Raw genomic sequence first — 16813 nt, 5'->3', positions numbered from 1 at the left:
AACAATAGCCCATGCCCGATACTTTCAACGGTAGTTGCGTTCGATGAGAATGTCGGAGACCGTCAAATCGGCGTCATTGACCAGATTGAACAGGATGACCTTCGCCAGCTCGGCCGGGCTCATGAAGGTATGCTGCTTCTCTTCGGACACGTAGTCATGGCTGTCACGATAGAAGTCGGTGTCGATGCCGCCCGGATACACGCCGACGATTTTCACGCTGGAACCCTTGTAGGCCGCCTTAAGACTGTTCGTGTAGCCCTTCTCACCCCACTTGGTGGCGCAGTACACGGACTCATTGGCGTTGCCGCGGGTCGCCGCGGTGCTCATGACGTTGGCGATTTTGAGGTCGGCCTCTCCGTCGGCCTTCAATGTTTCGACGCTCCAGAGGATCATGCCCCTGAGCCCTTTCAGGCACTTATCGACATCGGCGGCCTCGTACGCGGTCGGCGCTTTGAACGACGGCTGCCCTGCATTGTTGATCAGCAGGTCGATATGGCCGATTCGCCTGATGGCCGCGATGGAGTTCCTCACGAAGGATTCGTCGGAAACATCACCCACGAAGGCACGATATTCGTCTTTGCCGAAGGATTTCGACAGCTCCGCCTGACGTTCCGTGTTGAAGTCGATGCCGGCCACGAACCAGCCCTGGTCGATCAGCTGGCGGGTCAGCTCATAGCCGAGACCCAGTGCGGAACCGGTGACGATGGCGATTTTCCTACCTGTTGCGGTGTTCATGGTGACTCCCCCTGTTGGTGTTGCCTGCATTGCCGACGCTCATCATCATAGATCCTCAACCGCACTTGAGGTCAAACGATTGACATGCTTATGTCGATGCCCCTCATCCGAAGGGGCATCGACCATGCATCCCTTACAGGACGTCCGGATCATCCTTGGCGATGGTGCCGGTGGCCTTGCCGATGGCCTTGAGGCCATGGTAGGCGACAAGAATCACGATCGTGCCGATGGCGATGCCGTTGAACGAGATGCCGTTGACGGAGAACGCGAACTGGCCGATGGCGATGATCATCGTGATGGCGGCGACCATGATGTTGATCGGCTTGTCGAAATTGACCTTGTTCTCGACCCAGATGCGAATGCCGATCATGCCGATCATGCCGTACAGCAAGGTGGTCACGCCACCGAGCACGCCCGCGGGAATGGTGTTGATGATGGCACCGAACTTCGGGCACAGGCTCAGAATGAGCGCGAAGGCGGCGGCACACCAATAGGCCGCGGTGGAATACACCTTGGTGGCGGCCATCACACCGATGTTCTCGCCGTAGGTGGTGGTGCCGGAACCTCCACCGAAGCCGGCGATGGTGGTGCCCAGGCCGTCGGCGAACAGGGCCGTGCCGATCTGATCGTCGTAATCACGTCCGGTCATCTGCGAGACCGACTTCACATGACCGACGTTTTCGGCGACCAGCACAAGCACCACAGGCACGAACATCGGCAGGATGGAGAAGTCAACCTGCGGCAGGTGGAAGTCCGGCAATCCGACCCATGAGGCCTCGCCGATGGCGGAGAAGTCGACCTGCCCACGGATGCAGGCGTACACATACCCGATGATCACGCCGATCAGGATGTTGAGTCGCCCGAGCAGCCCCTTGAACAGCACGGCGATCAACAGCACGGCAAGCAGGGTCACCACTGCGGTGTCGGGAGCCGCCTGGAAGTTGCTCCACACGCTCGGAGCCAGATTGAAGCCGATGATGGCCACGATGGCACCGTTGACGACCGGCGGCATGATGATGTCGATCCATTTGGCACCGGCGAAGTGCACGAGCACGCCGACCAAGGCCAGCAGCAGGCCGGTGACCATGATGCCGAAGGACGCGACGGCGATGCCCTTATGCGCGGTGGTCACCGCGGTGATCGGGGCGATGAAGCCGAAGGATGAGCCCAGATAGCTCGGCAGCACGTTCTTGTTGATCAGCAGGAACAGTGCGGTCGACATCGCCGTGAAGAACAGCGTGGTCGACGGATCGAAACCGGTCAGGATCGGCACCAGGAAGGTGGCGCCGAACATGGCGATCACGTGCTGCGCACCGATTTCCGCGGTACGGGGCCAGGTCAGGCGCTCATCGGGTTCGACCACCTCGCCTGGGTGCAGCGTCTTGCCGTCACCGTGAATCCTCCATGTGAACAAGTTGGACATGCGATTGTCTCCTTAACTCTCTCACGCGGCAGAACAACGGAAACGTGCCGCGCGTCACAGGCCATTGTAATGGCTCCGAACGCACGGCACGTTTCAGCGGGTGGCCGTCCTGGAGTCAGACGGCGTCATAGGTGGCGGTCGACGGCGTGCACCACATCCACCAGATCGCCGTTGGACAGCACCGGTCGCTTGAACTCCCGCCATTCGTCGACCTTCACCACCCAACGTCCCTCCGTCTCGTCGAACACCGGACGTGCGGTCTGCTCCCAACGGAGACGTTTGTGGGTGCGCCCGGTCGCCGGATCCCGACGGGAATAATGGAAACAGGTGCAGTTCGTGATCCGCCACTCGTCGGATGCCGCACGATGCATGAACTCCTCGTCGGAGAGGTCCTCCAACGTAAGCATCAGCGCAAGCATCAGGTCGCCGTGGCTGACCATCACCACGGATTCTGCGTCCGACTTGCGATCCAGGGACGTGAGCAGGTTGTGCACGCGGTTCTCGGCCACATCGGCGATGGATTCGCCCGCCGGCGGCCTCCAGTACAGCGGGTCGGTGTTCTTGAACATCCAGTTGCGCGCATAGTTGTTCTTGAAATCGTCCTTGGTGATGGTGTTGATCTCACCCCATGAACGTTCGCGCAGCACACGCGTCTCCTCCCATTTCGCCTTCGGCAGCGCCATGGTCGCCGCGGTCTCGCGGGTGCGCACATACGGAGAGACCAGATAACGGTCGAACAGCTGCTGCTGCGCCACCAACCACCGGCCGATGCAGTCGGCCTGTTTGCGGCCGATCGCAGTGAGTCTCCACGAACGGTCCGGCACGGTCACGTTGTCTTGCGTGAACAGCGAATCATCGCCCTGTTCGCCGGCACTGATGATGACGTTCGCCTCGGATTCACCGTGGCGAATCACATACAGATCAAGAGGCATTCCCATATTCGATTATTCCTTTGCTTACCTTCATCCGTCGTCATTGAACCATCTCTACCGTAGCGGATTACGGGAGGGACCCTCCGCATCGTTGCGCCACTCGCGAAGAAATTTCGCATGACGGCCATCGAACGTTCACTATTCCGGCCAGATTCCGGCTTGCGCATACTTGCGACGGTACTCCCCCGGCGTCATGCCGCTGTGCTTCTTGAACACCTTCGTGAAGTGGCTTTGCGACCGGTATGCGAGGATCTGCGCGATCTCATTGAAGCTGTACTCCGAATACTTGAGCATGTTCTCCGCCGCCTCCATACGCTTATCGGTGACATATTGCGACAGCGACGTTCCCGTCTCCCGCACGAACAGCTCCGACAGATACGTCGGGTTCAGATGCACATGCTCGGCGAGAATCGGCACGGTGATCTTCTCATGCAGATGGTAGTGGATGTAATCCATGCATTCGTTCACCGCTTTGGAATGCGTCTCGGCCTTCTGCATGTCCGCCATCGCCCATGTGAAGAACGTCATCATGTCGGTGTGCAGCCGGCGCACATCGTCGGCGGTCTTGCAGTTGTCGAGATCCTGGATGTACAGGTCGGAGGCATTGTAGGCATCCTCCTCATCCATGCCGCCTTCGATGGCGAAGCGTGTGGCGAGCGTGATGGTGGTGACGAACCGGTATTTCGCATTCTTGAGCGGATCGTCCGACAGATAGCCGTACAGGCCCGAATCCCACAGTCTGTTGCTTTCGGAAATGGCGCTGATGTCGCCCGAACGCATCAGATCGTACTGTTTCATCTCCTCCACATAGCGATGATGACGTACCCTGTCCTCGCGCGAGAGAAAGTCCAGATACCGCAGCTTCGCCTCATCGACAACCGCCATGCGACCTCCCACCCTTGGCAAATCCGACAGTCATTACGATAATTATATAACTCACGTCTTGTCGGCATGCTCGTTCCAAGATTTCGGTTTCAAGCCGTCTCCCGAAAATGAAGCCGCACAGCACCTTTGCAACGAGACCATGCGTATACATCGTGAAACCGGACTGCCCGGTCGGGATCGGTCGACGTCCAACTAGCCATGGTAAGCATACCGAGACGTCCGTAGCCCGTAATGAGGCATCGAATCTAGAAGTAGGTGCTCCAGCCGAGCTTGACGGCCAGGATGACGCCGGTCAGAACGGCGGCGGCACGCATGACGTTCTCCGGAATATGGCGGGTGACCGGCGGGGCGATGGCGCTGCCGATGATGCAGCCGAGACACATCACGATGGCGAACGGCCAGTAGACGGAACCGCGCACGATGAACATGATGGCGGCGGAGATGTTCGCGCCGAAGCCGACCACGGTCTTCAACGCGTTGATCTGATGGAACGGGCCGATCTTGCCCAGATCAAGCACGGCCAGGGTCAGCGTGCCGGCGGCCGCGCCGAAATAGCCTGAATAGACGCCGACAAAGCTCACGCCGAGCCACAGCCACCAGGGGTCGTGCAGCCTGCCGTCACTTGATTCATTTGCGATTCGCGCGGCCTGCTCGCCCTGTTCGGATTCCGGCAACGCCTGTGCCACGGCGTCTCGTGCGGCCGCCTTTTTGCGTGGATTCAGCGCGATGATCGCCGAGCTGAACAGAATCAGCGGAGGTACGGCGAATTCAAAGACCTCGGCAGGCAGTTCCAGTAGCAGCAGACCGCCGACGATGCCACCGGCCAGACCGATCAGCGCATAGACGATCACGCGCGTGCGCTGGCCTTTGAGCTCCTTGCGGGCGGCCAGCAGACCGCCGATGCCGGTGCCGACCACGCCGACGGTGTTGGTGGTGTTCGACAGCACCGGAGGAATGCCGAATGCGAGCAACGCCGGGTAGGAGATCAGCGAGGACGCGCCGACCGCGTAGCCGACGAATCCGGCTCCTATGCCGGCGATCAGAACGAGCAACAGCGTGGTGACGGATACTCCGGCGATCATGGCACTCCCTATATTCGTTTGACGTGCGGCCTCATGGATGACGAGAGCCAAGTCTAATGACTTGGCTCGTGGAGGTCACAGGTTGTTCAGAACGTGGCGTGATCCGTTCCTCCGCCCCTCGGGCCATCTTCTTCGCCGGGAGACGAGAGGATGAATGCGGAGGGAGGATCGTTCAGCGCCTGATAAGGGACTCGGTCCAGTAGGCCGCAAGCGGAATAAGCGCCCACTGCAGGGCAAGGCCCGGCAGTCCCGTGGCAAGGTCACTGGTCCACGTGGCTGAGATGGAATTGCCCGAGCCGAAGGCGAACACGGCGATCGCAGTGGCGGGTGTCAGCACGATTCGGCCGGCCAGCTGGGCGAGCACGACCTTCACCAGACTTGGCATCTTCACGGAACGCAGCAGGCCGGCGATCAGACCGTAGGCGCACAATTCGATCATCATCAGCGGCAGCATGGCCAGCACCGGCATGCCGGATAGCATGAAGCTGACCAGTGGGGCCGCCGCGCCGGCGATGGCGCCGACGGCCGGGCCGGCGATCAGACCGACGAAGATGATGGGCAGATGCATCGGCAGGAATGCGACGCCGAGCATGGTGCCCTGCCCGGAAACGACGCCGATAACGTGGAACAGCTGTGGCAGTGCGACCGCGGCCACGATGGCGAGCACGGTGGCGGAGGCCTTGACGGTCAGGCTCAAACGCGGCAGGTCGGTGCGGCGCAGTGCGATGGATGTGGTGGACATTGGGTTCTCCTTTGCTCTCCTCGTCCCCTCAGGGGCATCTTCCTCGTCGGAGGAAGGATCGGGGGAAGTTTTTTTAGATGGCGGTGTCGATGAGAAGATCGGCGCCTTCCTGGGTGTCAGTCAATTCAAAATAGCGGTTTTCGAGCGGAATCCATTCATCGATGAATCGCCGCAGCATACGGGGATTGCGCGCTTCCAGACGGCGAAGCTGTTCGGTCGGGTCGATGGCGAGGCAGATCATCAGATCGTAGTAGCCACGCAATGTGGGATGCATGCTGTAGCTTCCTTCAACGACGGTGAGCGGGGCCGGTTCGATGATGCGTGACGTCGCGAAGTCGCCGGTACGGCAATCCCATGGCCGGTACCGTACCGGCTCCCCGGCCGCCAACGGCTTCAGCACCTCGGCTTCAAACCGTTCGTGATCGACGTTGCCGCCGGGTTCGACGAAGCGCTCGGGCGTACGCTGTTCGGGGCGCAGGAAGAAATCATCCATGTGCAGCACATTGCCGCCGAAGCGGTCATGCAGCCTAGCGGCGAACATGGTTTTGCCGGATGCGCATGGACCGTCGATGGCGACGAACGCGCACCGGCCCTCGGTCAGCAACCGTTCCATGCGGCCAATTACGGATCCGCTGCCTTCGACGGGCCTCATCGGGATTCTCCTTCCATACGATTCTTGCCATTGCAGGAGTCGCAACCGCAATGATCGAATCGGCTCTACTCGAGCACGGTCAGACGGTAGGCCCGTGAGCCGATGCCCAGTTCCTCGGCATACTCAAGCGTGTGTTCGCCATGCCGTGTGGCGATGCGCTCGGTCACCGAAGCGCCATCGGGAGCCACGTGGATCAGATCGACGCAGGCCTGGTCAAGCGCCACCGGATCAAGCGAGGACAGCACGCCGATGTCATGCATGTCCGGCTCGGACGGTGTGGCGAAGCAGTCGCAATCCACGGATAGACGATTCATCACGTTCAGATACATCATGCTGCCGTGCATGTGGCTGATCACAGCTTCATCGGCTTCGGCCATGGACTCGAGGAAATCGTCCTGCTCGGCCGTGACCCAGTGGTCTTTGGCAACGCCGGCGGAGTGAATCCAACGCTTGCCGTTTGACGAGGCGATGCCGATGGACACGTTCTTCAGCGCACCGCCGAAGCCGCCCATCGGATGCCCTTTGAAGTGCGAAAGCACAAAGAGGGAGTCATAGTCGTCGACGTGCACACCGACGATGTCATACGGAATATGCTTGTATTTCGCAACCGGAATCTCGATCTCGCCGCCCATATCCATGATCTGGATCGGGGCGATGTCACCGTAGCCGCGCTCCTTGAACACCTTGAGGCTTTTCTCCGGAGTCTCACGATTGCCATCGTATGCGGTGGCGCATTCCACCAACGTGCCGCCGATCTCCCGCACGAGATCCTTGACGAGCGCCGGATTGAGATTGTTGGATTGCTCGGATTCACCCGAATGGATCTTGATGGCCACCTTGCCTTCCGGCGTCGCGCCCAGTGCACGATAGGCGGCGATCAGGCTTTCCGGAGTGATAACCGGCGTAAAGAAGACTTCCGGAGCCTGGGGGTCGTTGGTACGGTGTTCCAGCCGTTCCAGTCGGGTGCCGTCGATTTCGGTCATAATCGTCCTCGATTCATCTTGTCGTCATTCCCAGCCTAGCAACTTAAAGCCGACTTGAAGCAAACCACATCCCGCGTCACCCAGAACGGATGTGGCGCACGTGGCCTCAGGGCGTCAATACCTCACGGGCCACCTGTATGAAATCGGTGATGGCGCTCCACTGATAGCTTTGCCTACGTATGCCGAAACTGATGGCATAGCGCGCGTCTTCACCGATTGGCAGAACGCGCAAGTCCCTGCGCGATTCGGCATCAAGCATCTCATCAAGGAACTGCCGGATCGTCAGACTTGCGCCCACGCCAAGCTGCGTCAATGCGAGCGCGGTCTGCAGATTGCCGGATCGGGCCCTGACCTGAGGCCTGAACCCTGCGCGTCGGAACAGTTCGGCTGCGATATGGCCATCGATATCGTCGGGCTGGCCGAGTATGAACGGGCAATCCTTCAACGGCAGACAATCGCCTTGTGCGATGCGTCGTTCCGCCTCGTCGGAGCCGATGTCGCAGGCGGAACCGCCGGCGACGGCGCTCATCCACAGCCGGTTGGACATGATCAGCACCATCTCCTCGCTGTAGAAATCGACCAATTCCACGCCGACCGGAGCACGGTCGAAATGCGCAATGGCGATATCGACCTCACCGTCGATCAGACGCCTCGCATGGCGTTCATTGGCTCCCTCGACCATGTCGACCATGATGCCGGGCCTTTTGCGCTGGTAGGCGGCGATGATGCGAGGCATGATGGTGCGCTCCCTGGTGTGTGCGACGGCGACTCGCAGGACACCGGTCTCGTCGTGCGCGATATCGTTGAACTCCTGCATCATCATCGTGTGATCGTGCTGGAAACCGGTGGCGTACCTCAGGAAGGTCTCCCCCGCATAGGTCAGTTCCAGCGGCACATGACGTACGACGAGGTCGCAGCCGACCTCCCGCTCGAGATTCGCGATATGCGCGCTCAAGGTCTGTTGCGTGATGCCAAGCCGTTTCGCGGCCTTGGTGAAGCTGCGTTCTTTGGCAATCATGATGAAGTAGTCCATGCTCAGGAAGTTCATACACAGTATTTTACCTGTGACCTGAATCGGATTATTTCGTAATATTCCTGTTAACCTTACGAAGGTTTCATTCAGACCACCGTGCCGGATGGGCTTCAGACACCTGAATCCGACACTACGCCGGCCACGGGCCGGGAGGGGAGATTCATGGCCGAGATCGTCACCATGGCGCTGTTTTGCGCGGCACTTGTATCGTGTATCGCAGCCGGCATCTCCATAGTCCCGGCACTGGCCGTCGGCGTACTCATCTTTCTCGTTCACGGACGCCTGACCGGACATGCCTGGAAGCCCATGCTCCGCGGGGGTTTCGCCACCATGAAGGCGGCCAGCATCGTAGTGGTCACATTCGTGCTGATAGGCCTGTTGACCACGGTGTGGCGTGCGGCCGGCACCGTACCGTTCATCGTGACGAACGCGACGGCCCTGGTACGCCCGCATGTGGTGATTTTGCTGACGTTCCTGCTCAACTGCCTGATGTCGCTATTGACCGGTTCATCGTTCGCTTCGGCCGCGACAATGGGCGTGATCACCATGACACTCGGCACATCCATGCAGGTTTCACCGATGTTCTTGGGCGGTGCGATTCTTTCCGGCGTGTATTTCGGCGACCGATGCTCCCCCGTCTCCACAAGCGCGCAGTTGGTCAAGACACTGACGCATACGAATATCTTCGAGAACATACGGCTTATGCTGCGTACGGCCGCGATACCGTTCGTGCTGACCTGCGTCGTCTATGCGTCCCTGGCTCTGTGTACGCGCCCTTCCGCCGGTTCGGTGGATGTCGCCGCCCTGTTCGGCGGCGCGTTCAATCTGCATTGGGTGACGGTACTACCTGCCGTGGTGCTGATCGTTCTGGCAGTCGCACGCGTGGACGTGCGACTGACGATGGGCGCCAGCATCTGCACAGCCCTGCCGATATGCCTGTTCGTACAGCATATGGATTGGCTTTCCGTGGCCCGTGCATTGGTATTCGGCTACCATTGCACGGATTCTCGGGTGGCGCCGCTGATCGATGGCGGCGGCATCGTCTCGATGATCAAAGTGATGCTGATCGTCTGCATTTCGTCATCATATTCCGGCATCTTCCAAGAGACCGGCCTGCTGCGTGGCGCGCATCTGCTGGTCCGGCGCATCGCTGATCGCATCGGAGGATTCGGCGCCACGTTCGTCACATCCATGGTGACGGGCTGCGTAGCCTGCAATCAGACGCTGTCGATCATGCTCACCGACCAGCTGTGCCGCGAAGTCGAACCTGACGAGCACCGGCATGCAATCAATCTTGAGGACACCGCCGTGGTGGTGGCGCCGCTCATCCCCTGGTCGATTGCCGGCGCGGTGCCGCTCGCCTCGGTCGGGGCCCCGACCGTCAGCCTGCTGTTCGCCTGCTTCCTGTATCTGCTGCCGATAACGGGTCTGCTGGCCGCCTCACTTCCCCTCCCCTGCAGAACGGCGATACGCGGAAACATGGCGGAGGGAGGAATCGTCAGAAGAAGACGAACGCCACTCCGGCGGCAAAGCACATGAGCAGAACCGACGTGATGAAACTGGCGAGGAACGCCTTCCGCCCCTTCTTGGCGATGGCCTTGAAGTTCACGTTGATGCCGAGCGCGGCCATGGCCATACCGAGCACGATATAGGCGAAATCCACCAGCTGCGGGGTGATTGTGGCGATGAACGGCACGAAGGTGCCGATGACGGAGGCGCCGATGAAACCGAGCATGAACCACGGGAACGACACCTTGCGTTCGCCGTCGGACGGCATCTCGGAATGGTTCCTGTCCCACCAGACGGCAATGATGATGGCCGCGAACACCAGCATGAGCACGCGCGAAAGCTTCATGATGGTGGCGATGTCAACCGCGCCGAATGCGTCACCCGCGGCGACGGCGTGCGCGATCTCATGCAGGGATGCGCCGGCGGTGATGCCCAGCTGCGTCTTGGTAAGGCCGGTCAGCGGGCCGAGCGCGATCTCCAGCAATGCGAAGATGGTCCCCATGATGGCGATGATGGCCACGGCCATCACCTCGTTGTTCGCCTTGTCGTCCTCCTGTTCCGGCGGCACCTTGATGGAGCCGGACAGTCCCATGACGGCCGCCGCGCCACATATGCCGGTACCGCCCGCCACAAGAATCGCCAACTGTGGATCGACACCCATCCTGCGGGCGATGTTGTAGCATACGACAATGGTAAGCGCCACCACAACCGCGGCGATCGGCAGACATTTGATGCCTTGCGTGAACAGCACGGTCAGGTTGAGCTTGAAGCCGAGCAGGATGATGCCCAGGCGCAGCAGCTTGTTGGAAATCAGTCCGGCGGCATCCTTCACACCGGCCTTGTGCGCAACGGATCGGCCTGCATACCATCGGCGAATCGGAAACTGCGCGATCATGCCGATCAGCAGCGCAATGATCAGCGCACCGAATAGGCTCAATCCCGGAAACCGCTTCAACCACGAGGCGACGAGCGACGCAACCAGCGTCACAATGCCGATGAACACCATTTCCCTGGTGGCGATGCGCTTCCACCACTTCTCGCAAAACTCTTTCATGAAATTCCAAGTTTTCCGGTGTCCGCGGACAAATCACCGCCATTTCGCCGGCAACTGGACTTCGGAGAGCAGGATGGCGCCGAAAATCAGAGCGAAACCACATACCGACGGGAGAGTGAGGCGCTCTCCTGCGAAGAGCACGGAGACAAGCATGGCGAAAATGCATTCGGTGCTCAGAATCACGGAGGCTTCGGAAGTGGGCAGATTCTGCACGGCGATCGTCTGGAACACCTGGGCGATCACCGTGGAGCCAATCACCAGATAACCAATGCACAGCACTATGTCCCAACGTGCCCATGCCACGGACGGACCACCTTCGAAGAGCACGGCGCCACTGCCGAACAATGCGGTGCACCAGAAGAACTCCATCAGCATCAATGCAATCGCATCGAACCCCTTGCCCATGAATCCGACCAGCACCAGGTTCAGGGCGAAGAAGAACGCACCGATGATGGTCATGGTGTCGCCGAAACTCATATGCATGAGCTCGGCGCCACCGCCACCGCTAAGCGACACAAGTCCGATGCCGAACGCGCATACGAACGCGGCGACCAGATGCTGCCAACTGGGGCGCCTGCGCGTAAAGGCCCAGACGATGAACGGAACCATCACACAGTATGTGTCGGTGAAGAAGCTGTTGCGACCGGGTGACGTGGTCTCCAAGCCTTTGAGCTGGAACAGGAAACCCATCCAGTAGGTCAGGGCAAGGATCAGTCCGGGCACGACGTAACGGCGAAGACGGATCCTACGCAATCGATGAAGGAACACGACGGCCATGAGCAATGTGGCGGCACCCATACGAAAGAACATCAGCCATTGCGTCGGCACGGTATCCTGCGCATGCTTCAGCATGGTGTAGCCGGTGCCCCACACGATGGCGTTGACCAGCATCATCACACGAGCGACCGGCCTGGATACGGTAATGCCTTCCGACTGCAACTGCACGACCTCAGCGCCCCGGCTCACTTCGCCCATGGCACCCTACGCTTTCTTCCTCTCCGCCGTATGCTCCACGTGCCACTTTATGCCCCCGTCAAAGTGCAACACGCGGATTCGTCACTCGGCCTTGGAAGATTGGCCGTCAACCCAGTTGTCGGCCATGGTGATGGCTTCGTCGAGGGTGACCTTGGCAGCCTTGTAATACTTGGAATCCTTGATGCCACTGTCGTCGATGAGTTTCTGTCCGGCATCCACGGCTTTGGACAGCGCATTGAGCAGCTTCCTGCCGGTCAATGTCGCACTGGAATCACCCGACAGCCGTTCGAGCAACGTCTGGGCCTTGTCTATGGATTCGCTCAGCTGCGCCTTGGCATCGCTCAGGGTCTTGTCATCGGTCGAATCGCCGCCGTCGCCGCCGGCCGCCGAGGAATCGCCATCCGAGGCCGTACCGTCGGAGGCGTCACCGGAACCGCTCGACGCCGAGGATTGGTTCTTGGCTTGGATTTTCGCAAGACTGTCCTTCAACGAATCCGTGGCGCTATGCAGTGTCTTCGAAACGAGGTTGAGTTGTGTGATGGTCGCACCGGCGGAACATCCCTCGGTGTCGACGGTGCCTTCCGCGCTGGTGGCCGCATCGGAGAACGCGTCAAGGATGTCATTGACGCCAAGCACGCTACGGACCAGCTTCTGCAGTTCGCCGCTGTTGTCGGAGGTATCGAGGATCGCCTTGCGTGCGGAACTGAATTCGGCCACTGACTGACGGCATTCAGCCAGCGCCTCCTGCTGCTTGGCATGATAGACGTACGCCCCGGCCGCACCGGCCACGACCAGAACCGCAACGATGGCCGCGACGGCGAGCCAGTGCGACCCCGAACGCTTTTCCCCCGCTTCATCCATCATGCATTCACCTTCTGAAGTCTCATATTCGTTTCACGGTCGTTTTCCGCCCCTAATTGTAAGGCCCGATTCGAAACAACCGTTCGAATCGGGCCCAGTTACGCTCAGCGTGGCATCACTTTTCAGACACAGCGAATTTGAATTCATTCATGCCATCCCTTGGCATTGGCATATCAGGCCATTCCCAATAGGACATCCATCGTTGATTCAGCCTGAGATGAGGGGCAATGCGAGGCTGACGATGAGCAACAGCACCAACGCCGCACATATCAGCCAGACCAAGGGATGCGCCATGTTGAAAGTGTATCCGACCCCCATGCGCTTGGGCACCACGATGGCCGGATTTTCGGGCGAATAGTAGAACATGCCCAGCACCCATTCGTCGCCATCGTCATCGGCCATGTTGTTTCCGTCTTCGTTCTCGCCATCCGATTGCCATGTCCGAGAACCGCACTGGCCGAAGATCACGGCAAGAACCAGCGCCGCAACAATGATCGCCAATGCGATCAGCATCATCACCGAACCCCACGCGCGGATACCCCACCAGTTCGCATACATGGGAATCAGCCCGATGAATCCGAGATTCACCGTCAAGCCGACAATCAACACGTAGACGCTCCATGCGCGGGAGAAGCGTCCATATGCATAGCCGGAAATGGAAGGACGTTCCGGGTCGATTCGCCGCGGCGAATGGATGATCATCGCATGAACGGCAGTCATCGTCGCAGCCATGATGAGCTGTATCAGCAAAGGCATGCCAAGCACCACCCACAATGATTTATCCAGCCAACCATCGATCCGACCTGCAGCGTTCACATGTATGGGCAGACGGTCGGGCATGCTGTCATACAGCACGAACACGGAGGCGGTCATTATGATGACCGGCACGAGGTGCAGTAGTTCCCAGTGCAGGCCCAGCGGCTCCGGGCCAGCGTTTTCGGCAAGGAACGCGGCGCGTTCGAGCTTGGTCGCCTTCCAGCCACGCTCATGTTTGATTTGCATTGTGCGCTTGCGATACCTCACAACCAGCGCGAATGAGACCACGATCAGCAGCAACGACGTTGCCGTCGCCGCAATGGTTCCGCCGAGGGCTCCCCACAGCACCAAGCAGACGATGCTTGCGGCTACCGCTATCGCGCTCACCGATCCAGTACAAGCGGTATATCCGATTTTCGCACGTCTGATCCCAGGGTCGCGTTGCGCCGAAACCGGTACGCTCACCCCGAAGCACACCGTGCGACGCACCATCCAAGGAGCGAGAGTCACACTGACGCCTTCGAGCGCAACCATCGCGACCATCATCCAATTCGTCATCGCAGATCCTCCTCCGCTTCTTGACCGTCGGCATGGCTCCCGGACCGGTCGATGGTTTCGTCCCGAAAAACGGCGGAAGCATTGTGCTCCACATCGGCCATGAATTCGTCCAGCGAGCCGCCATGGGCCTTGTATTCGACGGCGATGCGGTAGATATCGTCGCACATGCGTCGCATTTCACGATCATGCTGCTGCGACAGGGAGCCGACGTCGCGGGGCGCAACCATGGCGCCGGACCCTCGACGCATCACGATATGGCCTTCATCTCTCAGCATGGCGTAAGCCTTATTCACCGTATGGAGATTGATGCCAAGATCTTTCGCCAACCGGCGCACCGAAGGCAGCATATCGCCCGGTTCGAGCTCTCCATGCGCAAGACCGGCAATGATCTGCCGACGCAGCTGCTCATACAGAGGAAGGGCATCGGCCTTATCCACGGTGATAATCACTTCCGCCCTTCTTTCCCATATTGTTCTACTTGATATAGAACAATACCACACTGTGATGATTGATTATTTGTACTGATTATTATTTATCCACCATCATCTGACGTTTTGAGTACACTTATTTATAGTTCATATGATTTATAAGGGTTAACACAAGAGAATGAAGTATGATGAATAATGAATATAGGACTTTGGCACGGCTGTTCCATGCGGACCGGAGCGGCGACTCATACGCCAACCATGACCTGCTCGCAAGTCAACGCCTCGGCGCCAACTCCACCTTCGCCACCGGCATCACCACCCCATTGGGCGAATTATTCGTGGCCACACCCCGACGAATCAGCATGCTCACACAGAGGATACTGCTGGCGGAACGGCGTATATCCGACATGTGGCAGAGCATTCCCGGCGTCATGCAATGGAACTACATCACCCATGCCGTGTCCGAGGAGCTGTTCGCCACGAACGAGATGGAAGGCGTCAGATCGACCAGAAAGGAGACCGAGGCTGCCGTGGCCGTGGCCAAGCAGGCCAAGACGCAAGGAGACGCGAGGAAGGCGAGATTCGGAGAATTCGCGAAGTTGTACCTCAACCTCACCGACAGGAACATCGCACTGCCAAAAACCCTTGAAGACATCCGGTCTATCTACGACAAAATCGCACTCGATGAGATGGACGACAAGGACAGGCCGGACGGAGAGCTGTTCAGGAAAGGCGACGTGGAGGTGCAGGGGCCGCATGGCACCGCAATCTACAGCGGCGTCAGCGGTGAAGCGCGGATCTCCGCGCTGCTTGCGCAGATGATCGATCTCGCCAAATCGGATGAGATGCCGTTCCTGCAGCGGTCCATCGCAAGCCACTTCCTGTTCGAGTACATCCACCCGTTCTACGACGGCAATGGAAGAACAGGACGCTATCTGCTCGCCCTCTACCTCAGTCATGGCCTCACGATCCCCACGGTGCTGTCGATCTCCCGCACCATTGCCGAAAACAAGAACGGATACTACAAGGCGTTCACCGAAGCCGAAGACAAGCTCAACTGCGGGGAGCTCACATTCTTCGTCTCCACACTCCTCATGCTCATCGAACGGGCACAGACATCGCTCATCGACGAGCTGGGCGTCAAGATCGACCAGCTCGGCAAGGCCGGCGACCTACGCGACGAACTGGAAAACGAACTGAAACTTTCTCACAACGCGACCTGCCTTCTCTACGCCGTCATGCAAGAGGAACTCTTTGACACCACCAAATCAATGACCTTGGAGGAGGCCGGGGCCGATCTCATGCTGACGAAGCAGACCATGCGCAAGTATGTGGAGGAGCTCGACCGCGCCGGGCTCATCGAGTTCACCGGCAGACGCCCGCTCCGGTTTGGAGCCTCCGAATCGCTGCGCGGGAAAATGGGCGTTGCCGTGAACGATGACCTGAACAAGCAGGCGGAACGCGCTATGCCGAGGATCTGAAGGCAACTCGATCGAATTCGGTCAAATACCACGATGTCGAGCATCATGAGCGCACCAAGGAAACCGGCCGTCACAGCCATGTCGCTTACTATCGCGTCGGCCATTTCGTACGCATTCAAAAACGGCGCGGTTCCAACGGCTGCAGGCTGTATGACCGTTGGAACCGCGCCGTTTTCGGGCGATTGGAATCAGTGCTTGGACACGTTGAACTTGAATGTGTGCATAAAACGTCGAAGCCAACGTTTCCAACGGTTTTCATGCCCTGTGGAGCGTTCGGGTACTCAAAAGGCACTCTTCTTTTTTTTCAGGGGCAATCATAGTCCGATGTCGGCGGCGTCCGCAAATGAGAGGAGGCGCGGCCGTTTGCATTGCCCGGCCGCGCCTCTCGTCTTGAAAGTGTCAGCAAACAAGACGACTTCCATTCTAGCCCTTTGCGACACGCCGACTTGCGTGTTACTACGCTCGTGGTAATATTGGTCATGTCAGCAAACAAGAAAGGACACGATCAAAATGCTCACCGCACTCGACATCAACACCAACAAGGCAACCGACATCAAGCCCATCGCCATCAACCAAGGCGCATGGGACGTCCTCTACCTCGCCGACGCGAACACCGGCAAAGGCATCTGGTGGGCGAACGGCCAGTGGAACATCGACATCGAGGACGGCGACCTCGAGCACGACGCCGACCGGGTCGAAGACGTCTACGGCGCCGACGAAGAGG

At 59.2% G+C, this 16813-nt stretch carries 17 protein-coding genes; 3 read left to right on the top strand and 14 right to left on the bottom strand.

Annotated elements, in window-relative coordinates; all coding sequences use genetic code 11:
- Positions 1–24: 24 nt before the first annotated feature.
- The 9 genes from BMOU_RS05880 to BMOU_RS05840 form a co-directional block, all read right to left on the bottom strand.
- Entirely contained in the window at positions 25–735 is a 711-nt protein-coding gene (locus BMOU_RS05880; protein ID WP_034875785.1) for an SDR family oxidoreductase, read from the bottom strand.
- A 133-nt stretch (positions 736–868) separates the two neighbouring features.
- On the bottom strand, positions 869–2158 hold the full coding sequence (locus BMOU_RS05875; RefSeq protein ID WP_034875783.1) for a uracil-xanthine permease family protein: 1290 nt from the start codon (positions 2156–2158) through the stop codon (positions 869–871).
- Between the two features lie 125 nt (positions 2159–2283).
- Positions 2284–3096, bottom strand: coding sequence for a histidine phosphatase family protein (locus tag BMOU_RS05870; protein WP_034875782.1), 813 nt, complete (start codon positions 3094–3096; stop codon positions 2284–2286).
- 132 nt (positions 3097–3228) lie between these two features.
- Positions 3229–3975, bottom strand: coding sequence for a helix-turn-helix domain-containing protein (locus BMOU_RS05865; protein WP_034875781.1), 747 nt, complete (start codon positions 3973–3975; stop codon positions 3229–3231).
- Positions 3976–4220: 245 nt separating this feature from the next.
- Positions 4221–5057, bottom strand: a complete 837-nt coding sequence (locus BMOU_RS05860; protein WP_034875779.1) for a sulfite exporter TauE/SafE family protein — start codon at positions 5055–5057, stop codon at positions 4221–4223.
- Between the two features lie 172 nt (positions 5058–5229).
- The gene (locus BMOU_RS05855) at positions 5230–5799 is read right to left on the bottom strand and encodes a hypothetical protein (protein ID WP_034875778.1); all 570 of its coding nucleotides are present in this window, start codon (positions 5797–5799) and stop codon (positions 5230–5232) included.
- Between the two features lie 73 nt (positions 5800–5872).
- Positions 5873–6451: a uridine kinase family protein gene (locus BMOU_RS05850; RefSeq protein ID WP_034875776.1), complete on the bottom strand. Its 579-nt coding sequence runs from the start codon at positions 6449–6451 to the stop codon at positions 5873–5875.
- Between the two features lie 65 nt (positions 6452–6516).
- Positions 6517–7434, bottom strand: coding sequence for a DUF362 domain-containing protein (locus BMOU_RS05845; RefSeq protein WP_034875775.1), 918 nt, complete (start codon positions 7432–7434; stop codon positions 6517–6519).
- A gap of 106 nt (positions 7435–7540) precedes the next feature.
- Positions 7541–8482, bottom strand: coding sequence for a LysR family transcriptional regulator (locus tag BMOU_RS05840; protein WP_034875774.1), 942 nt, complete (start codon positions 8480–8482; stop codon positions 7541–7543).
- 147 nt (positions 8483–8629) lie between these two features.
- Here BMOU_RS05840 and BMOU_RS05835 point away from each other — a divergent pair, with 147 nt between their 5' ends.
- Complete coding sequence (locus tag BMOU_RS05835; RefSeq protein ID WP_051428926.1) at positions 8630–10006, top strand: Na+/H+ antiporter NhaC family protein; 1377 nt, start codon at positions 8630–8632, stop codon at positions 10004–10006.
- Here BMOU_RS05835 and BMOU_RS05830 read toward each other — a convergent pair.
- From BMOU_RS05830 to BMOU_RS05810, 5 genes are all read right to left on the bottom strand, one after another.
- Entirely contained in the window at positions 9966–11030 is a 1065-nt protein-coding gene (locus tag BMOU_RS05830) for a YeiH family protein (RefSeq protein ID WP_034875772.1), read from the bottom strand. The genes BMOU_RS05835 and BMOU_RS05830 overlap by 41 nt on opposite strands.
- Before the next feature lie 33 nt (positions 11031–11063).
- On the bottom strand, positions 11064–12005 hold the full coding sequence (locus tag BMOU_RS05825) for a DMT family transporter (protein ID WP_034875771.1): 942 nt from the start codon (positions 12003–12005) through the stop codon (positions 11064–11066).
- Positions 12006–12086: 81 nt separating this feature from the next.
- Positions 12087–12869: a hypothetical protein gene (locus BMOU_RS05820; RefSeq protein ID WP_034875770.1), complete on the bottom strand. Its 783-nt coding sequence runs from the start codon at positions 12867–12869 to the stop codon at positions 12087–12089.
- Between the two features lie 204 nt (positions 12870–13073).
- Entirely contained in the window at positions 13074–14180 is a 1107-nt protein-coding gene (locus tag BMOU_RS05815) for a DUF1648 domain-containing protein (RefSeq protein WP_034875769.1), read from the bottom strand.
- Positions 14177–14629, bottom strand: a complete 453-nt coding sequence (locus BMOU_RS05810; RefSeq protein ID WP_034875768.1) for a GntR family transcriptional regulator — start codon at positions 14627–14629, stop codon at positions 14177–14179. Before BMOU_RS05810 ends, BMOU_RS05815 begins: the two co-directional genes overlap by 4 nt.
- Before the next feature lie 167 nt (positions 14630–14796).
- Here BMOU_RS05810 and BMOU_RS05805 point away from each other — a divergent pair, with 167 nt between their 5' ends.
- Entirely contained in the window at positions 14797–16089 is a 1293-nt protein-coding gene (locus BMOU_RS05805) for a Fic family protein (RefSeq protein ID WP_034875767.1), read from the top strand.
- Positions 16090–16599: 510 nt separating this feature from the next.
- Positions 16600–16813, top strand: a 214-nt coding sequence (locus BMOU_RS05800) for a hypothetical protein (RefSeq protein WP_034875765.1), incomplete at its 3' end; no start/stop codon positions are given.

Source organism: Bifidobacterium moukalabense DSM 27321 (assembly GCF_000522505.1).
Lineage (GTDB): Bacteria > Actinomycetota > Actinomycetes > Actinomycetales > Bifidobacteriaceae > Bifidobacterium > Bifidobacterium moukalabense.
The sequence above is the reverse complement of the archived record's forward strand: the minus strand, read 5'-3'. Positions and strand labels throughout refer to the sequence as shown.